Source organism: Oceanobacillus sp. CF4.6 (genome assembly GCF_051262635.1).
Classification (GTDB): domain Bacteria; phylum Bacillota; class Bacilli; order Bacillales; family Amphibacillaceae; genus Oceanobacillus.
Window position 1 is genome coordinate 35,968 of record NZ_JBIMEX010000001.1, and the last position, 18,347, is coordinate 54,314.

Sequence of the window (18,347 nt, forward strand, 5' to 3'; positions counted from 1 at the left end):
GGTGTTTCGATTGAAACAGTCAAAAAAAGAAAGACAACAAAGCAGCACAACAGACCGTAAAGCAAAATCTTTAAGAACTGGTGATAAGAAACTTAATGGTCCAAACCGTCCATCCACATAAATTTTCCAAAGTAAAAGGATTTGTACTGGTGGTTACTGGTACAAATCCTTTTTACAAATTTTTTTAATATGATAGTAAGCAAATAATAACTTCCTTTTAACGTAAAAGGATTTCCCTATTTCCAACTTAGCGGATAGGTTGGGTTTTTTAAGCCATTTTGTTTTCATACCCCCCCTTTTATACCAATCATTTCGAATTATATCTTGATGGGTAACCACTGGATAGATATCTCTTAACATCGAACTTCTTGCTAGGTTTAGATTTAAAAATTGTTCATATTCATGACGAGAGCCGGTGGGTTCAACAGAATTTATAAAGTCAAGCAATTCATGGTGAATGGTGGGTATATTGATTAGCGCAGCTATTTTTTTACCCACCTCTATTCTGTTGTCCACGTTTGTGAAAGCATGTACAAAAAATCCATAAATATTCCCTATACGATTCGGTATCAATACAGCATTCATAAATAAAATGTTTTGTAATTTATAGGGACTGGCTTCGAATACATGCGTTTTAAAGAAAGGTTGGTCAATAACAGGTATTTGTATGAGATTTTGTTCATTGATAATTAAAGAATTTACCAATCTGTCCAAGTCACGTGATTTCCAGAAATAATACCATTCATTAATCATAAAGGTGGAAACATTGAATTCAGAAAGCAAATGGAACAATGGTTGATTGAAGTCTTTAGAAAAACGATAGATCAGCAACTGAGGATAGGCATCAGAAAAAATTAACCAATTAGCTCTTTCGTAAGTCATGAATAAACGGTTTCTTTCTTTTTTGCTTAATATCCCCTGGAATGGGGGTAAACATAAATCAGTCATGTTCCAGCCTGCATTTCTGGACACGATACTGGCAATCAATGCCCATTTAATCTCAGGGTATTTCAAATAAAACATTTGATAAGCTTTTGTTCTCGCGATATTGTCAGTATTATGTGCTGTGGTCTGATTTGTTATATAATGTAAGAGGTGTTGTTGTTTATTCGTAATCATAGATCTGACACGTTCTTTCTTTTTGGAATAATAGGATACGCATGCAGTACAGTTAAAAGTTATCATTTACCTTTTTTTCTGATATCATACTGTATTATGCTGGGAGGGAAATCTTTTGAACTATCCAAATGGACAAAGAAAAACTTTGCCAGTCAGGAAGAGATCGTCAGGAAAGGAATCTAAGACTTTCAGTAATCGGGGAATGACTTTAGAGGAAGACATAAATATAACGAATCAATTTTATTTGGATACAAATAAAGCGGTTATTCATAAAAAGCCAACCCCGGTACAAATCGTAAACGTGAACTATCCAAAACGTAGTGCTGCAGTTATTACAGAAGCATATTTCAAACAAGCTTCAACAACGGATTATAATGGCTTGTATCGTGGTAAATATATTGATTTTGAAGCCAAAGAAACAAAGAATAAGACGCTTTTTCCTCTAGCTAATATTCATGATCATCAGATCAGTCATATGGAATCTATTATTGGACATGGTGGAGTCAGTTTTATGATCATACGTTTTGCTGCTTATGATGAGACATATTTCATGGAAACAGAGAAACTTTTTTCATTTTGGAACGACAAATTGAATGGTGGAAAAAAGTCCATTTCTTATGAGCAGGTAAAACAGAACAGTTTTCTTATTCCCTTTCAATATCAGACAAGAGTCGATTATTTATCAATCATAGATAAGCTTTATTTTTAGAGACGGAGGTATACAACGATGGCAGAAAACAGCCAGAGTCGATCAGCTAGACGAAAACAGAAAAAAACCAAAAAAAATAAACCGATATGGAAGAAAATTTTATTAACAGCTCTTATTATGATAGTAGCATTAGGAATTGGAGCAATCGTTTTGAGTGCGTATTGGATCGCGACAGCACCAGAACTTGATGAATCACAGCTTTCTGTCCCCTTCTCCTCTACGTTGTACGATAAAAATGGGGAAGAATTCGCGAACCTAAGTGAAGAGGCACAACGTGAGAAGGTTACCTATGAAGATTTGCCACAAGTTTTAATTGATGCCGTCACTGCTACAGAGGATGCAAGGTTTTTTGAACATCCCGGTATTGATTTACGTCGAATAGGTGGTGCTGTACTTGCAAACATTACCGACGGATTTGGGTCACAGGGAGCGAGTACAATCACCCAGCAAGTTGTTGAAAGAGCTTTCCTTTCACATGATAAAAAAATCAGTTTAAAAGTTCAAGAAATGTGGCTTGCATTACAGTTGGAAAGAGAATATTCCAAAGAAGAGATCCTTGAAATGTACTTAAATGGTATCTTTTACGGAAGTAATTCATCAGGGGTTGCTAAGGCTGCAGAAAACTATTTTGGGAAAGAGGATTTAAATGAGTTAACATTGACAGAGGCCGCTATTCTTGCAGGTTTACCACAGCGACCTACGGCATATAATCCATTTCAAAATCCTGACTTAACGAAAGATAGAATGAATACCGTATTAACATTAATGGTAAGACATGACAAAATTACACAAGCTGAGGCTGATGAAGCAAGAGAAGTAGACATCCCTTCCCTTCTTGTTGAATCACGGCCGGACTCATCAGCATATGAGGCATTCATTCAACAAGTTGAAAAAGAAGTAAGCGAAAAAATGGATGGAACGGATATCAATACAGATGGATTAAAGATTTACACAACATTGGATCCAAGTGTACAGGAACATGTGGAATTCTTACTTACAGACAGTGAAGAAAATCCAATTAAATATCCGGATAATACCCAGGCTGCCATGACCGTTTTGGATACAAAAACGGGAGCAATTCAAGCAATAGGCGGCAGTCGGAATAATGAAGGTGATTATGGCTTTAACTATGCCATTGAAGGTGGTTCGCAGTTAGGTTCAACAGCAAAACCAATTATGTCTTATGGACCTGCCATCGAATATAATCAAGTTTCCACGTATCACCAAATTAATGATGATGGACCAGTTCCGATTCCGGGAACAGACCATTCGATTCGTAACTGGAATCGTACAAATGGAGGGTGGATGAGCGCAAGACATGCCTTAAGTCAATCACTTAACGTGCCGACTGTTAAGTTAATGGAGGAAGTTGGTATCGGAAAAGCCCAAGAGTTTGCGGAAAACCTTGGAATAAACTTTGCCAATGATCAAATGGCGCTTACGGATGTCATCGGTGGAGCAGGAACCAATGTTACACCACTTCAATTGTCTGGAGCCTTTCGCGCATTCGGTAATGAAGGTATCTATAATGAGCCATATGCTGTTACAAAAGTGGAATTCCCTGATGGTGAAGTTGTTGACTTAACACCAAAAGCCGAAGCGGTTATGTCCGATTACACAGCATATATGGTAACAGACATGTTAAAAACAGTTGTGACAGAAGGAACTGGTACTGGGGCCAATGTCTCAGGTATACCAATTGCCGGTAAGACAGGTACAACTAATTTAAAGGATATAGAAGGAAGTCCGGATGCTTGGTTTGGCGGATATTCTACTAACTATACGATAGCCACATGGACAGGTGGTTATACTGTGGATGAAGAAGGTAAAGCAAAGCGTGTTCCTCTTGAAGATACGAATATTTCAAAGGCATTATTCAAGAACACAATGGAAACCATTTCTGAAGGAAAAGATACAGCAGATTTCACAAAGCCAAGTTCTGTTGTGGAAGTACAAGTGGAAAAAGGCTCGAACCCACCTGTACTACCAAGTGAATACACACCATCTTCACAAATTGTTACAGAGCTATTTGTAAAAGGAACAGAACCAACGAAAAGATCTGAAAAATTTGATGAACTCGATCCTGTCTCTGGATTAAATGCTTCATACGATGAAGAGTTAAATTCAGTTCAAATTAAATGGGATTATGATACGGACGAAAATGTATCGTTTGAAGTCAGCGCCAGCGTTGATGGCGGGCAAATGCAAAGCCTCTCCTCTACAGAAGAAACTCAGATGGAAATATCAGAAGTAGAACCTGGAGCAGCTTATGAGATACAGGTCGTCGTAACAAGTGGATCGATGACAAGTGAACCTGCTGCAACATCAGTAACAGTGCCTGGTGATGAAGAGGAAGAAACGATTCCTCCAGTAAGTGACTTGACTGCACAGTATATTGCTGACAATTCTTTAATTGATGTTTCGTGGAACTATGAAGGACCATCTGCTTCTTTTGAAGTATCAGTCAATGGTCAAACTCAGAATGTACAGTCACAGGGGATTGAAGTGAGCGGTGCTGCACCTGGGGAAACATACACCATCGAGGTTACCCCGATTGGTCGAGATGGGGATAACGAAGGACAAAGAGGTCAGACACAAAGTACCAGTGTAGATGTCCCGGCTGAAGAAAATAGTGGGAATAATAACAATGGAAATAATGAAAATAACGGTAATGGAAACAATGGGAATGGCAATAACGGTAATGGTAATAATGGAAACGGGAGTGGCCAAGATCAACCAGAACCGGAACCTGAGGAACCAGAGGAACCAGAAGAACCAGAACCAGATCCGGAACCAGATCCGGAACCAGAACCAGAAGAAGATCCAGATCCCGAGCCGGAACCCGAACCTGAAGACCAATAAGAGAATAACAAAAAGAGGTAAACTCCATTATGAGTTTACCTCTTTTATTGTGCATTTTGCTTTTTCATTCGTTTCTGTCCTTCTCTGCAAAGTTCCAGCAATGGACACTCCGGGCAATTAGGATTACGTGCTTTACAATGATATCTGCCAAAGAATATCATTCGGTGGTGTGTAACACTCCATTCATCACGTGGCACCTTTCGCATTAGGGCTTCCTCTACCTCTATGACAGAGTCTTTCCATCTGCAAATACCTAAACGTTTCGAAACACGCTCAACATGTGTATCAACTGCAATTGCAGGCTCATTAAAAGCGATAGAGGCTACAACGTTTGCGGTTTTTCTGCCAACACCGGCAAGCTTTATTAAATCTTCTTTTGTTCGGGGTACTTCCCCGTTATAATCATCCAGTAACATTTGGCATAATTTTTTAATGTTTTTTGCTTTTGTACGGTATAGACCAATGGATTTTATATCGTTCTCCAGTTCCTCAAGTGAGACTTCTAAGTAGTCTTGCGGTTTTTTATACTTCTTGAAAAGATTAGCAGTTACTTTATTAACAAGTTTGTCCGTACATTGTGCAGAAAGTAAAACGGCGATCACAAGTTCGAATGGATTGGAATGCACCAACTCACCCTTGGCATCTGGAAACATTTCAGCCATCTCATCAAGGCAATATCTAATCTGCTTTCTGTTTAGCATTATTTTAGTCTTCTCCTTCCAACCAGTTGTAATAAAAGGATGTATCTCTTTTTACTGTTTTATCTTCTTTTGTGCTTTTTCTGTTATGAAAGTTTTTGGTTGCTTGACGGGCCTGGTCTACGGTATGGATCCCTTTTTTCTTCCACTCCCGAAGAATACGATCAATATATTTGAAATTCAGTTTACCCATTAGTACAGATTCCCTTAACCCAGCTTTAATTAGCGAAGATTCGATTTCATCTTCATCTATCCAGGCATTAATTGTTTCAATTTCAAACGGAGATAATGGTCGTCCAAATTCCTGCTCAAATAGGATAAAAATGGTTCCAACTGTTTGATCTTCATCGGGTTTTTCCTCTTCCTGTGTAAACAGCCTTTCCCATAATGGGTCCAGGCTATAAGCTTCACTTAATTGATGCTGTTCATTTTCCTTTTGTTCGATCGAAAGCATGTTTTTCTGCATTAATTTGCGAAGCATATTCGCACACTCTTTTTCATTCATCGTGACATATTGAGAAAGGTCGTATGGTGTTGGAAAGTCATTATTATCCTCTAAATATCGGAATAATTGGAGAATAATCATTACCTCTTTTTCATCTAGACCTATTGATTTATACTTTGAAAGCAAAATACTTGGTATGTTCAATTGATTGGAAAGAATTTGTTGGATAGTTATTTTTTTTGTCATAATTCTAGCACCTCTATATTAGTATAGCATGAACGATAAGACATTCTAAGAAATTAAAATCCCTTGCTACGTATTTGCAAGGGATTTTAATATAATTATATCTCTTATGGATATAGGCGATTTAGTAATCTTGGGAATGGAATGGTCTCCCTAACATGGTCAACACCTGATAGCCATGCTACTGTTCTTTCAAGTCCCAGTCCAAAGCCGGAATGTGGAACACTTCCATATTGTCTTAATTCCAAGTACCATTTATAGGCTGGTCCATTCAATCCATGCTGATCGTATCGATCTTTCATCAATTCCAGATCATCGATACGTTGTGAGCCACCGATAATTTCTCCATAGCCTTCTGGGGCAATTAAATCTGCACAGAGTACGACATCTGAGCGTTCCGGATCTGGTTTCATATAAAATGCTTTGATTTCGGCTGGATAATTTGTGATGAAAACGGGTTTTTCAAAGTATTCAGCAATTGCTGTTTCATGTGGGGACCCAAAATCTTCTCCCCATTCGATATCATCGAACCCTTTTTCCTTTAATAATTCAATAGCATCATCATATGAGATCCTAGGGAAAGGGGCTTTGATTAGTTCCAATTTAGACGTATCACGTTCTAGGACATCTAGTTCAAGCTTACAATTATCAAGTACAGATTGAGCAATATAACTCACATAATTCTCTTGAATCTGCAAGCTTTCCTCATGATTAACAAATGCCATTTCAGGTTCAATCATCCAGAATTCAATTAAATGTCTTCGTGTTTTTGATTTTTCAGCACGAAAAGTAGGGCCGAAAGAAAATACTTTTCCAAATGCCATCGCTGCAGCTTCCATATATAATTGTCCGCTTTGTGATAAATATGCTTCTTCATCAAAGTACTTTGTATGGAATAATTCAGTTGTCCCTTCAGCTGATGAACCTGTAAGGATTGGCGGATCAATTTTAACAAAATCATTTTCATTGAAGAACTTATACGTCGCGCGAATAATTTCATTTCTGATTTTCATAACAGCATGCTGTTTTTTGGAGCGTAGCCACAAATGGCGATGATCCATTAAAAATTCAGTACCATGTTCTTTTGGTGTAATTGGATAATCAACCGCTTCATGGATGACTTCAATCTCACTAACCTGCATCTCATAACCAAATGCAGAGCGCGTGTCCTCAACAATTTTTCCGGTTATATACATGGATGTTTCTTGTGTTAAATTTTTAGCCAGATTAAATATTTCTTCGGATACTTCGCTTTTTACGACAACACCTTGCATGAATCCTGTCCCGTCACGTAATTGGAGAAAAGCAATCTTTCCACTGGATCTTTTATTTGCAAGCCATGCACCAATCGTAACGGTTTGTTCCTTATGCTTTGACGCTTGTGATATGGTTATTTTCATAAATAGTTGACCTCCATCTTACTTAGACTGATTATTTACGACAAATCGTTTTATTCTTTTGGCAGCTTCTGTTAATTCTTCTAAAGATAATGCATAGGATAGACGTGCATTATCTGGTGACCCAAATCCAGATCCTGGTACAAGTGCGACTTTTTCTTCTTCAAGTAATGCTGTAACCCATTCGTCTACACTTGTAAATCCATTCTTGGTAGCTGCTTCTTTTACATTTGGAAATAGATAGAAGGCTCCTTCTGGTTTCACACAGCTTATACCAGGAATATCATTAATTAAATCGTAAAAAGCATCAAGTCTGTCTGAAAAGACCTGTTTTAATTCTAGTGTCGTGTCCTCTTCCGTGCTGTATGCAGCAAGTGCGGCATATTGAGCAATTGAAGTTGGATTTGAAGTAGAATGCGAAGCTAGGTTAGTCATTGCTTTGATGATTTCTTTTGACCCTGCTGCATAACCAATTCTCCAACCAGTCATTGCATGTGATTTAGAAACACCATTAATAATAACAGTTTGTTCCTTCAATTCGTTTGAAAGAGATGCGATTGAAGTATGTGGCTTTTCTGTGTAAATAAGTTTTTCATATATTTCATCTGAAATGATCAAAATATTATGTTTTAGGCAGACTTTACCAATTTTTTCCAGCTCATCCTTATTATACATCATCCCTGTAGGGTTGGATGGTGAATTAATAACTACTGCTTTTGTTTTATCCGTAATTGCCTCTTCCAATTCGTTAGGCGTAATTTTGAAATGATTTTTTTCAGAAGCTTGAACAAATACTGGACTTCCTTCAGCTAGTTTAATTTGCTCAGGATAGCTCACCCAGTATGGGGATGGTACAATCACTTCATCCCCTTTGTTAAGTATTACTTGAAACAAAGTATAAAGTGCGTGTTTTGCTCCTGTTGTGACGATAATTTGGTCGTTCGCATAGGTTAATTCACTGTCATTAGTGAACTTTGCAGCAATTGCTTTTTTAAGATCAACAATTCCTCCAGATGGTGTATATTTAGTCATGCCATCATCCATTGCTTTTTTCGCAGCTTCCAGTATGTAGTCTGGTGTATTGAAGTCAGGTTCCCCTGCTCCCAGGCCAATGACATCATGGCCTTGTTGTTTTAATTCTTTTGCTTTTGCAGTAATTGCCAAAGTGGATGAAGGTGATAATGTTTTTACTCGGTTTGCTAATTCCATTTTTTAGTTCCCCTCTCTAATTAAACATCTTTTTAAATACGTAGCTTTCAACTGGTGAGCCATCATAAATGGAAAGATAATCCATGACATACCGATTATGATTGTCATGATACGTTATTTCCCATAGAGGCTCATCATTTTCCAATGCAGGATTAATTTTTACGAATTCACATTCGTTGCATTGTGTTCTCCAAAGATTTACAATTTCTTCTTCTGACAGTACTTTGGACCTGTCAATCGTTGTAAGTTCTTTTTCATTACCTTCGAGTGGGTAGAAAATGAGCTTTTCCTCATTCTCATCATTTATACCAAATATGACATGGTAAGACGTTGAACCACTGTATCGTTCAATCTTTTCTACTTCTGTTATGGATGTTTGATTCAGGATTTGCTTTGAGGTTTCATGAAATCCTTCTGTCTTGCTATCATATAAATCATTGTATAAGTATACCGCATATATGATACAAGCTAAAATAATAACCAATAACAGTAACGAACTCCGCAATAGCCAACCGGACCTCGAACTACGCATATACCTCATCCAGTGGATTCAATTTTAGTCTATCCAAAGATGAAAATTGGAGTGTACGTAACGAAATTCCTCCATTATACCTATTCATCTGTATTCCTCCAATTTTATTACTTCATGTTTTATCAATTTTTACTATACATAGCTCGTAACAGTATGTAAACACTATGTATAAGTTAAATTGATGTGCGAAGTATGATTACAGTCAATCAGCCCAAGCAGGTAATTTACTTTTTATATTCAATTTGACAAAAAATATTCCTTACCCACACATCATATCTAACTTCACTACTGATGCAATACGGTTGTATCAGTAGTTTTTTTACTCGAAGTTAAAACCATTCTTCTGCTTTAGTCAGGAGATTTTTGGTCGAATCAAATGTTAAAGGAACATCTGGGATGGACTCCGTAAAAAACTTCCCATATCTCGTTTTCATAATTCGTGCATCACAGACAAAGACAATCCCTCTGTCGCTTGAGGAGCGAATTAAACGTCCAAAGCCTTGCTTGAATTTAATCACAGCGTTAGGTAATGATAATTCCATAAATCCATTTTTCCCATTTTCTTTCAGCATTTTAGATTTTGCTTCAAATACTGGATGATTCGGAGGCTGGAACGGAAGTCTGACAATCATGAGACAAGATAAATCATCACCTGGTATATCCACACCTTCCCAAAAGGAACTTGTACCGAGAAGAATTGCCTGATCAAACGTCTGAAAGTTTTTTTTAAGTCTTGATCTGCTTCCACTCGTAATCCCTTGACCAATGAGGATAAATTCATTATCCGTAATAATTTCCTTTAATAATGAATACGACTTTTTCAACATATCATAAGAGGTAAATAAAACAAGCATTCTTCCTTTTGTTATTTCGGCCAAAGAGATAATTGCTTCACAAGTTGCATAGATAAAATCATCCATATTTCCGTATTTTATATCAGGGAAATCATTAGGAATAAGTAATTGAACCTGGTCCTTGTATGAAAATGGTGATTCTATTTTTTTTGTTATCAGTCGCTCCGGTTTTAAACCGAGTCTTTTCTGTATAAAGTCAAAGGAATTCTTCATAGTAAGTGTAGCGCTTGTCAAGATAACGCTTTTTTTACTCTGGAAAAATTCATCTGCCAGCAATTCAGATATATCGGATGGTTCACTGTATAAGTATACAGCATTCTTACTTCCCTTTGTATCGATCTCAATCCACTTTATTTGAGGAACAGTAGTACCTTCTGTAAAAAATAACAGCTCCAATCCATCGATAAAGTTTTGAAGAATTCCTGTCATTGATAATAAATCTTCTCTGTCGTACTTATCCAGTACTTCCTGCTCGGACAAATGCTGTTCAATAATGGATAAAATGTGAATCGCGTCCCTCATATGAAATGTTACTCTTGAAACCATTTCTTTAATGATCGACCAAGTTGTTTGTTCTTCCTTTTCTTCCTTGAATCGATACTGTAGTCTCCCAATATCACTTAAGGACTTACTGTTTTTATGTTGTGAGACAACATATTGATAAAGCGTTTGAAATAAGTCATCTATTTCGTATTTTGTTTTATCAAGAATCTCATCCCAGCTTTCAATTGGAACATGTTCCTCTGTTAAAGAATAATTTTCTAGAACCTTACCAAACATCTTCCCATCATTGGATCGACCAATTTGATTAAATGTAAACTGCATATTGATGTAATCCATTTTCATTCCATAATGACGAGAGGCTGTTTCCTCAAAATGGTGGGCCTCATCGATAATTACTTTCTCATAGCCTGGTAAAAATTGATAATCATTAAACATATCTGTACAAAGTAGTGCATGATTTGTAATAATTATATCAGCTTTTTGGGCCTTTCTTCTAGCCTTCTGATAATAGGACCTCGAAAACCAAGGTGACTGGGGATCTACATTACTTTCAGCATCTGTAGAAATCTTTTTATAAAAAAAGTATCCACTTGTTGGTAACTGTACTTCATCAATGTCTCCAGTCTCCGTCTCTGTCAACCATACAAGCAGCATTGCTTTCGTTAATGCTGTGTCATAGTTATCTGATTGCGTGTTATCCAATTCATGTGTAAATTTCTCCAAACTTATGTAATGACTTTTTCCTTTTAACAAAGCAACCTTGAACGGGATCTCTGTCAAATTCCTAATGGAGGGGATTTCCTCATCAAGTAACTGGCTCTGTAGTTGCGTTGTATAGGTGCTAATAATAATTTTATGTTTTGTTTTTACTGCCTCATAGACCGCAGGAATTAAATAGCCAAGAGACTTGCCTGTTCCAGTTTCTGCTTCAATTAACGCATGACTTGATGAATGAAATGAATCATATATGATTTCAGACATTTCTCTTTGGCCAGCACGCTTTTCGTATTTAGTAAACTGCCTTTGCATCGAGCCATTCGCTTCATATATTTCATCCAAGTATTCTCCATAGGAGGTTTCCACAACATGTGTTTCTTTTATCGTATCCTCCACTTGCTTAAACGCTAAACCTTTAAAAGATGTAATATCTTTTTGATCGGATGTCGTAAATGCTAATTCCTCTAATCGATCTGATAATAATTCCTTCACGTCAGAAATAAACATTTTTTCAAGCTTAACTAAATGGTCAATTGTCTCATATGGCAGAGATTCTAATTTTTCTTTTAGCTTTATGAATAATTTAGCAGTTACATACGCATCTGAAAGTGCACGATGTGGATCACCGTGGCGGATATCCAAATAGCTGGCAAGCTGGCCCAATTTATAACTTGGTGCTTTTGGAAATAATATTCTTGATAATTCCACAGTATCCAATACGGGATTCGTCAGTCTTTCTCTTCCATTTGCTGCAAGTTCTGCATTAAGAAATCCAAGATCAAACGTGACATTATGCGCAATTAAGTAACTGTCTTTAAATATATCAATAATTTTGTCTGCTTTTTCATAAAATAATGGTGCTTCTTCGACGTCCTCATCTGATATCCCGGTTAAATTTGAAATAAACGGTGGAATGGATTTACTTGGATTCAATAAGGTCGTACGGGTATCCGTAATTACATTATTTTCAATAACAACGATACCGACTTCAATTATTTTATCATTTTTGGACGGAGAGTGTCCTGTAGTTTCGAGATCGACTACTACAAATTTATCCATCTTTCCCACCTTGCTTTCTAATTCGAGCTGGTTAATAGTAAAACTCTTATCAATGAAGTCGATAAGAGTTCTTAAATCTTGCATGTAAAGCCTACATGATTGTTAGAGGCGGCTCTTGTTCAATGAGTTGTTGTACTTGATTATATTTATTCATAATAGCAACTTTTGGACGATGAGATTCTAATTCTTCCTCTGAAACAACTGCATAGGAAACGATGATGACGATGTCTCCTTCTTGTACCAGCCTCGCTGCTGCTCCATTAAGGCATACTACCCCTGTCCCTCTTTCTCCGGGAATGACATATGTTTCAAGGCGTTCTCCATTATTATTATTGACTATTTGGACCTTTTCATGTGGTAATATGTCCACTTGTTCCAGTATGGATTCATCGATCGTAACACTTCCAACGTAATTCAGGTTAGCTTCTGTAACCCTTGCACGATGAATTTTACTTTTCATCATTGTGCGGAACATTTCACTTCCTCCTATTCAAATTGGCTGTTTATCTGTCCTTTTGCATTTAAAATAATATTGTCAATTATTCTTGCTTCTTCAAAGTAAATGGCAGCAGCCAAAATTATATTTTGGTTTGTATCTGAGACAGGCAAAAGATCCGGGTAGCTCAATATTTCAATATAATCAATTTTTCCGGAAACATGTTCTCTTAATAATTCGTGGACCTCTTTAACAATGATATCAGGATTTTTTACCCCGTCAACTACTAATTGCTGCCCATGCAACAGGCTTTTGTATAGCCAGGCAGCTTCTTTTCGTTCCTGTTCGTTTAAGAAAACATTTCTACTGCTTTTAGCTAGCCCATCCGCTTCTCTTGTCGTTGGAACACCTATCAATTTAATTGGGAAATTATGATCCCTTATCAGGGCTTCTACCACTGCAACTTGCTGAGCATCCTTTAAACCGAAGTATGTTTTGTCCGGCAAAACAATATGAAATAATTTTGTTAAGACAGTCAGAACGCCATCAAAGTGACCAGGTCTTGAGTTTCCACATAAAACGTTAACTCGTCCTACCATGTGCATTTTAATCAGCTGCTTATTTGGATACATTTCGTCTACACTGGGAAGGAAAAGATAGTCGATTCCTGCTTCTTCTGCTTCCTGGGTATCTTTCTCTTTATTTCTTGGATATTTCTCAAAATCCTCATTCGGACCGAACTGCAATGGATTTACAAAAATACTTGTTATAACAATATCATTCTCTTTTCTTGCCTGCTTCATCAAATTAAGATGACCTTCATGAAAATAGCCCATTGTTGCAACATAACCTATTTGCTTCTGCTCCCTTTTTAATTGGATACTGATCAGTTGCATTTCCTTTACAGTTCTAATGATTTGCATTGTTATCCCCACTTCGGAGTAATAATTTTCAATTCGGAAAGCCTGTAGACGACCTAATCTTGTTCTGTAAACCAATCTATCTCAGCTGAATAAAGTTTCACAGGAGTTCCATCCTTGGATTCAGTTAACAAGGCACCTTCGTCTGATATGCCGAGAAATTTTCCTTCCCACTTGTCATTGAATGTTTTAATAGCGATGTTTTCCCCAATTTTAAATCCATAGTTTTCCCACTTCTTTTTAGTTGGGGCAAAGCCATCTTCCATGTATGCATCATAGGCAGTTTCAAAGGTAATAAGTAATTTTTGAATAATATCTTTAACGGACCATTCTTTTTCTGTTTCGATTCGTAGTGAAGTAGCCTTTGATTGTATATCCTCATTCAGATCATTGATGGAATGATTAACATTTAAACCAATACCAATCAATATGTATTGAATTTGATCCTGTTCGGACTGCATTTCTGTTAGAATTCCTGCTGTCTTTTTCTTGTTTAATAATATATCATTCGGCCATTTGATAAGTGGTTCAATATTTTCGAATTTGCTTAAAACATCTGCTAGGACAGTCGCTGTTACTAATGTTAATTGAGAAGCATGATTAGGGGGTATTTCCGGTCTTAATAGGATACTGAGCCATATACCCTTATCCTTAGAAGAATGCCAGGATCGGTTCATTCTCCCTCTTCCCATTGTCTGTTCGTCAGCAACAACAATTGTACCATGCGGTGAATTTTCCCTTGCAGCCTGATGAGCAATGGTCTGCGTGGATTCGACTGTTTCCTTATGTATTACTTTCTTAGCAATCCATTTGGAATCCAATCCCCATTTAATTGTATTACTACTCAACTTCTCAGGATATTTCTTGATTCTGTATCCTTTTCTCGGTTTAGCTTCAATTTGATAACCATCTTTTTCAAGCTCTTTCATATGTTTCCAGACAGCGTTTCTTGATATAGTCAGAGAATCAGATAATACTTGTCCTGAAATAAAGTTATCCTTATTCTCAGCCAACAGATTGATTAATCGATTGCGGGTGGATTCCATTTTACCCAATCCTTTATAACGTTTTTATTATTCATTAATTTACCTGTTACAACCTCTTGTTCAATTTGATTGATGACATGGTTTAACCAAGGTCCCTTTTTCCTCTCGGGAAATAATTCGATTAAATCATGTCCATTGATTGCCAAATCACTTTTTTGATAAATCTCCAGTTTGTTTTCAATGATTAACATTTGTTGCATGTTGATTGACGTATCATCCAATATATGAACTAAACGGACAAAGCCAGCATAGAACTCAGGTCTTAATCGGTACACAAGCATCTTATCCAACCCATGGACCGTATAATGTGTATATGCTTCCAACAATTGACTTGCCTCCAATTTCGTCTTGTTCGAGCACTTCCATTTGGTTACCCAATGGTTTATGGTTACTTCTGGTTTCAAGAGATGTAATAAAGTAATTACCTCACCAAAAGATTTTAATGGCTTCATCGTTGAAGGAATTAGATTAATTATATCAGGAAAATCAGAGAAAACAGGAAGAAATTGCCCTATTTCCAGACTTTTTAAGTATTGAATACCAGTTGTAATATAGGTTCCAGCAAATAGCTTTGTAAATTCATTTGTTATACGTTCCATTGCTAGACTTTCTATTTCATTCCGTACCAATTTTATGTCATCTAGTGTTTCTGGATGGATCGTGAATCCTAGCTGACTGGAGAAGCGAAGCGCTCGGATGATACGTAAAGGGTCTTCGGTGAATCGTTCATACCCATTTCCGACCGTACGAATGATTTTATTTTTTATATCTTCTTTACCACCAAATAAATCAATCATGTCCCCTTTTAAATTCATGGCGAGTGCATTTATTGTAAAGTCGCGTCTTTCTAGATCTTTATCGATCTTGTCAATAAATTGAACGGTATCAGGATGACGTTTATCTGAGTAGTTTCCATCCATTCGAAAGGTAGTAACTTCATAGGAATCTTTTTCATACCTTACGATAACTGTACCGTGCTCAATGCCAACTGGAATTACTTTAGGGAAAATTTCCTGGATATACTCCGGTGACGCAGAGGTGGCAATGTCGATATCTCCCAGTGGTCGATTTAACAAAAGATCGCGTACACATCCACCCACAAAATATGCTTGGTGATTGTGTTTCTCAATATGCTCAATTACTGGTTTCGCCATTAAAAATGCTTTCGGTAACATCTTATTCACCATTTTCTCCTGTTTACTTTTTCATAATCGTGTCATAAAGTTCTATATACGTATTCACGATTTTACTTGATTTAAAGTTTTCCTTACTGTGCCGGGTGGCATTTTCAGAGAATTGATTTAATAAATGCTCATTATTCAACAACTCGATCGCATATTGAGCAGTAGTCTCAATATCACCTAATTCAACAATATAACCGGTCTCATTATGCTTAATTACTTCCGGTATGCCACCTACATTTGTTCCGATACATGGAACTCCACAGGCCATCGCTTCAAGAAGGACAAGTCCGAAGCTCTCCTTCTCTGATAGCAGCAGCTTCAAGTCTGCAATGGAGAGCAGTTCACTAATATTATTTTGTTTTCCAAGGAAAAGGACATGTTCTTTTAAGTCAAGTTTTTCCACAAGTTGCATCATATGTGAATATTCTGGCCCATCTCCAATAAGAAGCAGCTTACTCTTTACTTGTTTTCTAATTGAATTAAAGGAATAGATAATATCTTGGACACGTTTTACTTTTCGGAAATTGGAAATGTGTATGAGAACCTTCTCATCAGGATCAATGCCATACTGCTCTTTAAGTGTAGGAACACTTTTTTTATGGTATTCTTCTTCATTAACAAAATTATAAATAACAGATATATCTTTATTTAAATCGAGCATTTGTATCGTTTGATTAACTAAACTACCGGAAACTGCTGTCACTGCATCAGACTTTTCAATACCATGTTTAATTATTTTTTTAAAAGTATGGTCAATGCCAAGAACAGTAATATCCGTTCCATGAAGTGTCGTTACAATTTTAACATCATGTTGTGCAATATCTTTCGCCAATATGGCGCAAATAGCATGTGGCATTGCGTAGTGAACATGAAGAATATCCAATTTTTCTTGGTCAATTACTTCTGCCATCTTCGCTGCAAGCGCAAGGTCATATGGAGGATATTGGAAAACAGGATAATGGTTCATTTCCACTTCATGGTAGAATATTTTTGGATGAATTTTATTAAGCCGAAAAGGTACACTCGATGTGATAAAGTGAATCTCGTTTCCTGCTTCGGCGAGAAGCTTGCCCAACTCTGTAGCGATTACCCCGGATCCTCCTACGGTTGGATAGCATGTTATTCCTATCTTTCTCAATGGTTACCTTCTTTCTGCTGGCGTTCCTTTAAAATTTCTCTCCATTCTAAGTCTCCGCGTTCTAAACCATGCAGGAAAATTTCGGAGGCAGCGATATTTGTTGCCAGTGGTATTTGATAGACATCACATAATCGCATTAGTGCACTTACATCGGGCTCATGGGGTTGTGCAGTAAGTGGATCCCTGAAAAATATCACCATATCCATTTTATTATTGGCAATCATAGCCCCTATTTGCTGATCGCCACCAAGTGGTCCAGATTGAAATCTGTGGATATTTAGTCCTGCTGCTTCTGAAATTAACTTTCCCGTTGTTCCAGTAGCAAACAGCTGGTGACTATTTAGTATATGGGAGTATGCAATACTGAAATTTATCATGTCATCCTTCTTTTTATCATGTGCAATTAGAGCAATATTCATATAAACCTTCCTTTTCATTCACTAATCGAACTTCTATACCCTAGCAACATTTATAGAATATTTTCAAGTCCGTATGTAAGTTCATCCATTTCCATTACTTTGTATACAGATAATTTAATGCCTTCCATAAAGGATTCACGATTTAATGAATCATGCTTGATGGACAGTGTTTGCCCAGAGCTGCCAAATAAAACCTCCTGATGAGCTACCAATCCGGGGAGACGTACACTGTGAATTCGCATTCCATCCAGCTCAGCACCACGGGCGCCTTGTATTGTTTCTGTTTCATCTGGGTGACCTTGTTTTTTAGCTTCCCTCGTATTCATGATTAACTCTGCTGTTTTTTTAGCTGTGCCAGATGGAGCATCTAATTTCCTATCATGATGTTTTTCAATAATCTCAACGTCGGAAAAGTATTTCGCTGCCATTTCTGAAAACTTCATCATTAGTACAGCTCCTACAGCAAAATTAGGAGCGATGATACACCCCGTTTTGTTCGTTTTAGCTAAATGTGAAAGTTCAACGATTTGCTCATCTGTAAATCCAGTAGTGCCAACAACTGGTCTAATGTTATTCTCCATGGCTGTTTTTGTATGATAATATCCTACCTCAGGTATCGTAAGATCAATAAAAACATCTGCTTTCACCTGCTGGAAGCATTCTTCAATTTCCTTAAAAATAGGAACGTTTTTATCAGGTAATCCCTCGATGTCTGTTAACTGTTCTCCGTCGTGCTTTCTGTCAATGCATGCAACCAATTTAAAGTCATGTTCATTTAAAACCATATTTACTGCTTCTGAACCCATTCTTCCTCTTGGTCCTGCTAATATAATGTTTATTGCCATGGTCTCCATCT

At 37.1% G+C, this 18,347-nt stretch carries 17 protein-coding genes; 3 read left to right on the forward strand and 14 right to left on the reverse strand.

All coding sequences use genetic code 11. From position 1 onward, the window contains the following. Window positions 1-10 precede the first annotated feature (10 nt). Window positions 11-121, forward strand: coding sequence for a spore protein (locus ACHABU_RS00220; RefSeq protein ID WP_379495464.1), 111 nt, complete (start codon window positions 11-13; stop codon window positions 119-121). A 32-nt stretch (window positions 122-153) separates the two neighbouring features. On the opposite strand, the gene ACHABU_RS00225 is transcribed toward ACHABU_RS00220, so the two are convergent. After that, entirely contained in the window at window positions 154-1,119 is a 966-nt protein-coding gene (locus ACHABU_RS00225; RefSeq protein ID WP_435761069.1) for a DUF2515 family protein, read from the reverse strand. Window positions 1,120-1,234: 115 nt separating this feature from the next. Here ACHABU_RS00225 and recU point away from each other — a divergent pair, with 115 nt between their 5' ends. Both recU and ACHABU_RS00235 read left to right on the forward strand, forming a co-directional pair. Then, a complete protein-coding gene (gene recU, locus ACHABU_RS00230; protein WP_435761071.1) occupies window positions 1,235-1,828 on the forward strand; it encodes a Holliday junction resolvase RecU in 594 nt (197 codons plus the stop codon). An 18-nt stretch (window positions 1,829-1,846) separates the two neighbouring features. Then, complete coding sequence (locus tag ACHABU_RS00235) at window positions 1,847-4,690, forward strand: PBP1A family penicillin-binding protein (RefSeq protein WP_435761073.1); 2,844 nt, start codon at window positions 1,847-1,849, stop codon at window positions 4,688-4,690. Between the two features lie 44 nt (window positions 4,691-4,734). Here the strand turns inward: ACHABU_RS00235 and nth are convergent, their stop codons facing one another. The 13 genes from nth to dapB form a co-directional block, all read right to left on the reverse strand. Next, window positions 4,735-5,391: an endonuclease III gene (nth, locus tag ACHABU_RS00240; protein ID WP_435761075.1), complete on the reverse strand. Its 657-nt coding sequence runs from the start codon at window positions 5,389-5,391 to the stop codon at window positions 4,735-4,737. A gap of 4 nt (window positions 5,392-5,395) precedes the next feature. Then, complete coding sequence (locus tag ACHABU_RS00245) at window positions 5,396-6,079, reverse strand: DnaD domain-containing protein (RefSeq protein WP_435761077.1); 684 nt, start codon at window positions 6,077-6,079, stop codon at window positions 5,396-5,398. A 104-nt stretch (window positions 6,080-6,183) separates the two neighbouring features. Then, window positions 6,184-7,476 (reverse strand): asparagine--tRNA ligase, encoded by a 1,293-nt coding sequence (gene asnS, locus ACHABU_RS00250; protein WP_435761079.1) that lies wholly within the window; start codon window positions 7,474-7,476, stop codon window positions 6,184-6,186. Window positions 7,477-7,494: 18 nt separating this feature from the next. Continuing rightward, a complete protein-coding gene (locus ACHABU_RS00255) occupies window positions 7,495-8,682 on the reverse strand; it encodes a pyridoxal phosphate-dependent aminotransferase (RefSeq protein ID WP_435761081.1) in 1,188 nt (395 codons plus the stop codon). A gap of 16 nt (window positions 8,683-8,698) precedes the next feature. Then, window positions 8,699-9,214, reverse strand: coding sequence for a DUF5590 domain-containing protein (locus ACHABU_RS00260; protein ID WP_435761083.1), 516 nt, complete (start codon window positions 9,212-9,214; stop codon window positions 8,699-8,701). Between the two features lie 329 nt (window positions 9,215-9,543). Further along, window positions 9,544-12,348 (reverse strand): ATP-dependent DNA helicase DinG, encoded by a 2,805-nt coding sequence (gene dinG / locus ACHABU_RS00265; protein WP_435761084.1) that lies wholly within the window; start codon window positions 12,346-12,348, stop codon window positions 9,544-9,546. Window positions 12,349-12,439: 91 nt separating this feature from the next. Continuing rightward, the gene (panD, locus tag ACHABU_RS00270; protein ID WP_435761086.1) at window positions 12,440-12,823 is read right to left on the reverse strand and encodes an aspartate 1-decarboxylase; all 384 of its coding nucleotides are present in this window, start codon (window positions 12,821-12,823) and stop codon (window positions 12,440-12,442) included. Window positions 12,824-12,834: 11 nt separating this feature from the next. Beyond that, on the reverse strand, window positions 12,835-13,707 hold the full coding sequence (gene panC, locus ACHABU_RS00275) for a pantoate--beta-alanine ligase (protein ID WP_435761088.1): 873 nt from the start codon (window positions 13,705-13,707) through the stop codon (window positions 12,835-12,837). 53 nt (window positions 13,708-13,760) lie between these two features. Next, window positions 13,761-14,750 (reverse strand): biotin--[acetyl-CoA-carboxylase] ligase, encoded by a 990-nt coding sequence (locus ACHABU_RS00280; protein WP_435761090.1) that lies wholly within the window; start codon window positions 14,748-14,750, stop codon window positions 13,761-13,763. Next, on the reverse strand, window positions 14,726-15,925 hold the full coding sequence (locus ACHABU_RS00285; protein WP_435762314.1) for a CCA tRNA nucleotidyltransferase: 1,200 nt from the start codon (window positions 15,923-15,925) through the stop codon (window positions 14,726-14,728). Before ACHABU_RS00285 ends, ACHABU_RS00280 begins: the two co-directional genes overlap by 25 nt. Before the next feature lie 22 nt (window positions 15,926-15,947). Next, window positions 15,948-17,072, reverse strand: a complete 1,125-nt coding sequence (bshA, locus tag ACHABU_RS00290) for an N-acetyl-alpha-D-glucosaminyl L-malate synthase BshA (protein WP_435761092.1) — start codon at window positions 17,070-17,072, stop codon at window positions 15,948-15,950. Then, the gene (locus ACHABU_RS00295) at window positions 17,069-17,491 is read right to left on the reverse strand and encodes a methylglyoxal synthase (protein WP_435761094.1); all 423 of its coding nucleotides are present in this window, start codon (window positions 17,489-17,491) and stop codon (window positions 17,069-17,071) included. The genes bshA and ACHABU_RS00295 overlap by 4 nt, the downstream gene beginning before the upstream one ends. 50 nt (window positions 17,492-17,541) lie before the next feature. Beyond that, window positions 17,542-18,336 carry a 4-hydroxy-tetrahydrodipicolinate reductase gene (gene dapB / locus ACHABU_RS00300; RefSeq protein WP_435761096.1) on the reverse strand — a complete coding sequence of 265 codons (795 nt, stop codon included), beginning with the start codon at window positions 18,334-18,336 and terminating at the stop codon, window positions 17,542-17,544. Window positions 18,337-18,347 lie beyond the last annotated feature (11 nt).

Coding starts and splice junctions, on each gene's coding strand:
- panD (WP_435761086.1), bottom strand. CDS start 12,823: ATGTTCCGCACAATGATGAAAAGTAAAATTCATCGTGCAAGGGTTACA.
- panC (WP_435761088.1), bottom strand. CDS start 13,707: ATGCAAATCATTAGAACTGTAAAGGAAATGCAACTGATCAGTATCCAA.
- ACHABU_RS00260 (WP_435761083.1), bottom strand. CDS start 9,214: ATGCGTAGTTCGAGGTCCGGTTGGCTATTGCGGAGTTCGTTACTGTTA.
- ACHABU_RS00225 (WP_435761069.1), bottom strand. CDS start 1,119: ATGATTACGAATAAACAACAACACCTCTTACATTATATAACAAATCAG.
- dinG (WP_435761084.1), bottom strand. CDS start 12,348: ATGGATAAATTTGTAGTAGTCGATCTCGAAACTACAGGACACTCTCCG.
- ACHABU_RS00280 (WP_435761090.1), bottom strand. CDS start 14,750: ATGGAATCCACCCGCAATCGATTAATCAATCTGTTGGCTGAGAATAAG.
- ACHABU_RS00245 (WP_435761077.1), bottom strand. CDS start 6,079: ATGACAAAAAAAATAACTATCCAACAAATTCTTTCCAATCAATTGAAC.
- ACHABU_RS00255 (WP_435761081.1), bottom strand. CDS start 8,682: ATGGAATTAGCAAACCGAGTAAAAACATTATCACCTTCATCCACTTTG.
- ACHABU_RS00235 (WP_435761073.1), top strand. CDS start 1,847: ATGGCAGAAAACAGCCAGAGTCGATCAGCTAGACGAAAACAGAAAAAA.
- dapB (WP_435761096.1), bottom strand. CDS start 18,336: ATGGCAATAAACATTATATTAGCAGGACCAAGAGGAAGAATGGGTTCA.
- nth (WP_435761075.1), bottom strand. CDS start 5,391: ATGCTAAACAGAAAGCAGATTAGATATTGCCTTGATGAGATGGCTGAA.
- ACHABU_RS00295 (WP_435761094.1), bottom strand. CDS start 17,491: ATGAATATTGCTCTAATTGCACATGATAAAAAGAAGGATGACATGATA.
- asnS (WP_435761079.1), bottom strand. CDS start 7,476: ATGAAAATAACCATATCACAAGCGTCAAAGCATAAGGAACAAACCGTT.
- ACHABU_RS00285 (WP_435762314.1), bottom strand. CDS start 15,925: ATGTTACCGAAAGCATTTTTAATGGCGAAACCAGTAATTGAGCATATT.